General features: G+C 43.2%; 1 protein-coding gene. It reads right to left on the reverse strand.

The window, feature by feature from the left end:
• Nucleotides 1-906 (reverse strand): DUF6443 domain-containing protein (locus A3SI_RS16770; protein ID WP_009057913.1); only part of this gene is annotated, 906 nt, incomplete at its 3' end.
• Nucleotides 907-1,002: the final 96 nt, after the last annotated feature.

The following is a 1,002-nucleotide window of genomic DNA, read 5'->3' on the forward strand; positions in this document are numbered from 1 at the left end:
ATCATAAAAAGACACCTCTACTATAAAGGAATTGGTTCCGAGAACACGTACCCGTTTCCCCGTAAGCATTCCATGTCGCTGCTGACTAGGAGTCGGTGCTTGGATAAAATGATGCGAAAAAGAAGTATTAAACGTATGTGTTATCCCTTCTATTTCATAGCTATCATAGTAATTTTGAATAAGCAATTCATGAACCTGCACGGTATTTGCATAGGTGGGTAAATTGTTTTGATTTGTTTGTAAAGAAACCCGGCTCGCATTGGTTTCAAACTTGCCTTCTACTAGCAGACGGTCCATAGCATCGTATTTAAACACGATCCAGTACTGCCCCTTCATACTCTCGTCCTGACGAAACACTAAACGATCTCGCTGGTCGTAAACCATATAAATAGTACCACCCCCTGGAACGGTTTTTTCTATAACCCTCCCTAAACCGTCGTACAGGTACCGAAAATAAAATTTTTGAATTTCGGTTGATTCTATATCCCACCCCTGAGCAGCTAAGCGATTAAAACCCTCGGGAGGTAAAACATAGCGTAGTTGTCGCTTTAGATCATAAATGTAGTAGGTGTTGAGCCATTCATTGGTACCTACCTGCACACGATGAAGCACTTTTAATCCTGTACGATCTGCATACGTAAGTTGCTTGTTACCATCTTCATCTGTTACCTCTTCCACTAAAAGCTGACCTGCTCCAAACGTCCCCTCATGCGTAGGTTTAGGCGCGGCAGGCCAAGTATATCGAAAGATTTTCACATCTTCATCTGCTCGATTCGGCCGGGTAATGACCTGCTGGCCACGATTGGAGCCCGACCAACTATTCCCAGGCGCAGAGGATTTCAGGACGCGATTTAAGGGCGAGGCTTCATAAGCTAGGCGAGTAAAAAAGTTACTCTCATTTGACATAAACAGTTWGCTAATCGACTTGTGTACTTCTTGTCCTATTACATCCTGTTTTAATTCTCAGACCGTTGCCCAAGAATGAACGGATAAAGTTTAAGG

The sequence above is a fragment of the Nitritalea halalkaliphila LW7 genome, assembly GCF_000265075.1.
Lineage (GTDB): Bacteria > Bacteroidota > Bacteroidia > Cytophagales > Cyclobacteriaceae > Nitritalea > Nitritalea halalkaliphila.